We start from the raw sequence: 5,200 nt of genomic DNA on the forward strand, positions 1-5,200 counted from the left end.
GACCGCCAGTTCGGTGGGGGCCCGGAAACCGTGCCGAATATTGCCGGCCAGCAGGGGTTCGAGGTCGCGGGCGGCGGACTCCCAGATCACCGGGTGGCCCTGCGCGGACAGCCAGTCGGCGACGGTGCGCAGATCGGCGACGTCGGCCCGGTCGGCGGCCACCACCAGCGACTCGCGCGCGGTGACGACCTGGGCCGGCAGCCCGTCGAGGAAGTCGTGCCACAACTCCAGCGAGCGCAACCCCAGCCGCAGCTGCCGGTCCTCGCCCGGCCATCCCTCACTGTGCGGGGCCAGCATGCCGCCGGCCACCCAGGAGGCGCCGGGTTGATACGGCGATCCCAGCTTCGCCTCGCCGGTGCGGTGCACCCGCACCGTCCACCCGGCCCGGGCGGCCTGCCGCGCCACCGACAGCCCGATGACGCCGCCGCCGATCACGGCCAGCGAACCGAGCGAGGCTCCGGGCATGTGCTGCTCCCTTCCACCTGCTCGCGTGTCAACACACCAAGCTAGCCGCTAGCGTCGCGGTGTGCACAAACGCTCCGACCGTCTCGCCCGACTCGCTGATGCCCGGCTCTACCTGTGCACCGATGCCCGCCGGGAACGCGGTGACCTGGCCGAGTTCGCCGATGCCGCCCTGGCCGGTGGCGTCGACATCATCCAGCTGCGCGACAAAGGTTCGCCCGGCGAGCAGCGGTTCGGTCCACTGGAGGCCCGCGGCGAACTGGCGGCGTTGGAGATCCTGGCCGACGCCGCGCGACGGCACGGGGCACTGCTGGCGGTCAACGACCGTGCCGACATCGCCCACGCGGCCGGCGCCGACGTGCTGCACCTGGGCCAGGACGACCTGCCGCTGTCGGTGGCGCGCGAGGTCATCGGGCCCGAGGTGCTGATCGGCCGGTCCACTCACGACCGTGAACAGGTCAGCGCCGCCTTGACCGAGCCGGTCGACTACTTCTGCACCGGGCCATGCTGGCCCACCCCCACCAAGCCGGGCCGTACTGCGCCGGGCCTGGAGCTGGTGCGGTTCGCCGCCGACTCGGGCCAGACCAAACCGTGGTTCGCCATTGGCGGCATCGACATCGAGCGGTTGCCGCAGGTGGTGGCGGCCGGCGCGCACCGGGTGGTGGTGGTGCGGGCGATCACCGCCGCCGAGGATCCGCGGGCGGCCGCAGCAGTCTTGCGGGCGGGGCTCTTAGCGGCCCGGACTGCGCCGAACGTGCACTGAGACCGAGATTTCTCGGGGCATTTTTTCGAGCTGAGTACACGTTCGCCGAGGCGGAACGTTCCTGCCGGCGTCACAAGCCGCGCAACAACTCCCAGCTGGCGGCGAAGCCCGGGTGCAACGGCAACCCGGCGACCTCGTGTTCATCGACCCAGCGCAGTTCGGTGCTCTCGCCATTGGGCACCACCGGAAGCAATTCGTCGGCGTCGGCGACCACGGTGGTGTAGGTCCAGCTGGTGCCGCTGGCCGACGCAGTCACGACGGCCGCGCGCACGACGATCCGATCGGCGGGCAGGCCGGCCTCCTCCTGCGCCTCGCGGATGGCGGCCTCTTCAGCGGTCTCGTGGCTGTCGCGGGCGCCGCCGGGCAACGCCCAGGTGCCGCCCTGATGACTCCACCAGGCCCGATGCTGCAGCAGTACGGTGCGGGAGCCATCCGGGCGCGGAGCCCGCAGCAGCAGGCCCGCCGCACCGTGCCGGCCCCAGAAGCGGACGCCGGTATCGGAAAACGCCCACCCATCGCCGTCACCACGCACGCTTGGAAGCGTATCGGGGCAGGCAAGGTCTCGGTTCTGGCGAGATCACGCGACGTTTTCGACAACAACCGGCGCTAGAGAGCGCGCAGACACCTCCCCGCTCTTAGAATCCCTTTATTATCGTTGGTGCCGGAGCAGCCGCAGGGATGGAGCCTGAACAGACGTGACCGTTGAGTTGGCGCACCCGTCAACCGAGCCGGCGGGGTTACGGTCGCCCACCGAACCGGCCAGACCCCGCTGGTGGTTCTTCACCACCACCCCCGGACGAATTCTGGCCATCGGACTCATCCTGGCCGCCCTCGGCGGCATCAGCGCCTTTGCCACCGCCACCACCATCAACAACCGGCAGAACACCTTGACCACGGTTCTCGACCACACCGAGCCGTTGGCGTACGCCGCCGGGCAGCTCTACACCACGCTGTCGGTCGCCGACGCCGCCGCAGCCACCGCGTTCATCGCCCAGGGCGAACCGCGGGCGGTGCGGGAACGCTATGAGCAGGCCATCACCGCTGCCGCAGTGGCGGTGACCAGGGCTTCCGGCGGTCTGGACGACGAGCCGCTGCTGCAGCTGCTGGGGCGAATCAATGCGGAGCTGGCCGTCTACACCGGGCTGATCGAGACGGCCCGGACCAACAACCGCTCGGGAGATCCGGTCGGCTCGTCGTACCTGTCGGAAGCCTCCGAGCTGATGCAGCACACTATTCTCCCCGACGCCCAGCGCCTCTACCAGGCCACTTCGGCGACCGTGGACCTTCAGACCACGGCCTCCACGCGGGTGCCGGCCCCGGTGATCCTGGTGGTGGCGACCACCGTGCTGTTCGGCGCGTTCGCACACCGCTGGCTGGCCCGGCACACCCGGCGCCGGATCAACTTCGGCCTGGTCGCCGGTGGCCTGGCGATTCTGCTGATGATCATCTGGGTCGGAACGGTGCTGGTGATCTCCACCGCGGGCAGCCGCAACGCCAAGGACACCGGCGCCGAATCTCTCAAGGAGATCACCAATCTGGCGATCACCGCGCAACAGGCACGTGCCGACGAGACCCTGTCGCTGATCCGGCGCGGTGACGAGGAGACCCGCAAACAGACCTTCTACCAGCGGATCGACACCATGCAGGAGCAGCTGAAGGGCTATCTGGACCGCGGGGACGCGGTCGATAAGGCGGACCTGGCCAACGCCGGACAGCTGCTGGCCCGGTGGCGGCAGGCCAATGACCGGATGAACGCCTACATCAGCGTCGGCAATTATCGGGCCGCCACCCAGGTCGCGCTGGGCGGCAGCGGCGACGACTCGACGCCGGCGTTCGATCAGCTCGACGCGGCCCTGGACAAGGCACTGCAACACAGTCGCAATCAGCTGCGCGGCGATGTCCTCAACGCCCGCCGGGTACTGTCGGTGGCCCCGGTGGGGGGCGCGGTGCTCAGCATGGGTGCCGCGATCGCGGTCGCGCTCGGGTTGTGGCCTCGACTGAACGAGTACAGATGATGATCCACCGTCGGTTGCTGCTGTGCGTACTGAGCGCGGCATTGGTGCTGTCCGGCCTAACCGGCTGCGGCCGTACCGAGTTCGTGACAGCGACCGCGATGCCCACGCTGCCGCCGCCCACCCCGGCCGGTATGGAGGAGCTGGCACCGGAGGCGCCGCGACCTCCCGAACCGCGCACCGAGGACTGCGACGCCACCGCCAGCCTGCGCCCGTTCCACAACAAGGCTGAGGCGGACGCGGCGGTGGCCAAGATCCGCCAGCGTGGCCGGCTGATCGTCGGCCTGGACATCGGCAGCAACTTGTTCAGCTTCCGCGACCCGATCACCGGTGAGATCACCGGCTTCGACGTCGACATCGCCGGCGAGGTGGCCCGCGATATCTTCGGCACCCCGTCGCAGGTTGAATACCGGATCCTGGCGTCGGCCGAACGCATCGCGGCCCTGCAGAAGTCCGAAGTCGATATCGTGGTCAAGACCATGAGCATCACCTGCGGTCGCCGTAAGCTGGTGAACTTTTCGACGGTGTACCTGGTGGCCAATCAGCGTCTGCTGGTACCGCGTGACTCCGCGATCCGTCAGGCCGCGGACCTCTCCGGTAAACGGGTCTGTGTGGCGCAGGGCACCACCTCGCTGCGGCGAATCCGCAAAATCTCACCCGCCCCGATCATCGTTTCGGTGGTGAACTGGGCCGACTGCCTGGTGGCACTGCAACAGCGCCAAGTCGATGCCGTCAGCACCGACGACTCGATCTTGGCCGGCCTGATGTCGCAGGACCCGTACCTGCACATCGTCGGACCGAGCATGGACGAGGAGCCCTACGGGATCGGGATCAACCTGAACAACACTGGGCTGGTGCGTTTCGTCAACGGAACGCTGGAGCGCATCCGCCGCGACGGCACGTGGAACACCCTGTACCGCAAGTGGTTGACGGTACTGGGCCCGGCGCCAGTGCCACCTACACCGAGGTATTCGGACTGATGGCCGCCCGCGACGACGACGATGCAGTGGGGACACCCCCCGCTGCCGACGAGGCAACCGAGCAGCCCGCACCCGAGCCCGAAGACGACGGCCCGGTCACCCAGCGGGCAGACGTGCTGGCCGAATCGTCGTCGGTACGCCGGCCGATGTCGACCCAAGCGATCTTCCGGCCCCGGGAGGGTTCGAACTCCCCGGGAGCGGTCGAATCCCACGAAACGACCGTGGTGCGCACCGTCGCTCCGCGGCGAAGGTTGGGCGGTGGCCTGGTCGAGATCCCCCGGGTTCCCCCGATCGATCCCCTCGCCGCGCTCATGGACGACCCGGAGGTCGCCGAATCCAAGCGCTTCTGCTGGAACTGCGGCCGACCGGTGGGCCGGTCTACCGGGGACGCGAAGGGCGCCTCCGAAGGCTGGTGCCCGCACTGCGGAAGTCCGTATTCCTTTCTCCCGCAGTTGAAGCCGGGCGACATGGTAGCCGGGCAGTACGAGATCAAGGGCTGCGTGGCCCACGGCGGACTGGGCTGGGTGTATCTGGCGGTCGACCACAACGTCAACGAGCGCCCGGTGGTGCTCAAGGGCCTGGTGCATTCCGGCGACGCTGAGGCCCAAGCCATCGCGATGGCCGAGCGGCAGTTCCTCGCCGAGGTGACCCACCCGTCGATCGTCAAGATCTTCAACTTCGTGCAACATCCGGACTCCCACGGCGACCCGGTCGGCTACATCGTGATGGAGTACGTCGGCGGCCAGTCGCTCAAACAGCGCCGAGGTACCCGGCTGCCGGTGGCCCAGGCCATTGCCTACATGCTGGAAATCCTTCCCGCACTGGGCTATCTGCACTCGCTGGGCCTGGTCTACAACGACCTCAAGCCGGAGAATATTGTGCTGACCGAGGAGCAGCTGAAGCTGATCGACCTCGGCGCAGTGGCACGCATCAACTCGTTCGGCTACCTCTACGGCACCCCGGGCTTCCAGGCACCCGACATC

At 68.6% G+C, this 5,200-nt stretch carries 6 protein-coding genes; 4 read left to right on the forward strand and 2 right to left on the reverse strand.

All coding sequences use genetic code 11. The annotated features are described in order from the left end of the window. A partial coding sequence (locus BN4346_RS02675; protein WP_154677530.1) for an FAD-dependent oxidoreductase occupies positions 1-465 on the reverse strand: 465 nt, incomplete at its 3' end. 61 nt (positions 466-526) lie between these two features. Here BN4346_RS02675 and thiE point away from each other — a divergent pair. Further along, positions 527-1,225: a thiamine phosphate synthase gene (gene thiE / locus BN4346_RS03045; protein WP_067966441.1), complete on the forward strand. Its 699-nt coding sequence runs from the start codon at positions 527-529 to the stop codon at positions 1,223-1,225. 70 nt (positions 1,226-1,295) lie between these two features. Here thiE and BN4346_RS03055 read toward each other — a convergent pair whose 3' ends face one another. After that, positions 1,296-1,757, reverse strand: coding sequence for an NUDIX hydrolase (locus BN4346_RS03055; protein WP_067966442.1), 462 nt, complete (start codon positions 1,755-1,757; stop codon positions 1,296-1,298). A gap of 163 nt (positions 1,758-1,920) precedes the next feature. Between BN4346_RS03055 and glnX the strand changes: the two genes are divergently transcribed. The 3 genes from glnX to BN4346_RS03720 all read left to right on the forward strand — a co-directional run. Beyond that, on the forward strand, positions 1,921-3,240 hold the full coding sequence (glnX, locus tag BN4346_RS03660; protein WP_067966443.1) for a protein kinase G-activating protein GlnX: 1,320 nt from the start codon (positions 1,921-1,923) through the stop codon (positions 3,238-3,240). Then, entirely contained in the window at positions 3,240-4,217 is a 978-nt protein-coding gene (locus BN4346_RS03680; RefSeq protein WP_067966445.1) for a glutamate ABC transporter substrate-binding protein, read from the forward strand. Before glnX ends, BN4346_RS03680 begins: the two co-directional genes overlap by 1 nt. Beyond that, positions 4,217-5,200: serine/threonine protein kinase (locus BN4346_RS03720; RefSeq protein WP_407695035.1), on the forward strand; the 984-nt coding region annotated here is incomplete at its 3' end. The genes BN4346_RS03680 and BN4346_RS03720, both read left to right, overlap by 1 nt.

Source organism: Mycolicibacter icosiumassiliensis (assembly GCF_900078685.2).
GTDB classification, from domain to species: domain Bacteria; phylum Actinomycetota; class Actinomycetes; order Mycobacteriales; family Mycobacteriaceae; genus Mycobacterium; species Mycobacterium icosiumassiliensis.

Excerpts from the sequence above, each read along its gene's own strand:
- BN4346_RS03680 (WP_067966445.1), top strand. The coding sequence starts at position 3,240 with ATGATCCACCGTCGGTTGCTGCTGTGCGTACTGAGCGCGGCATTGGTG.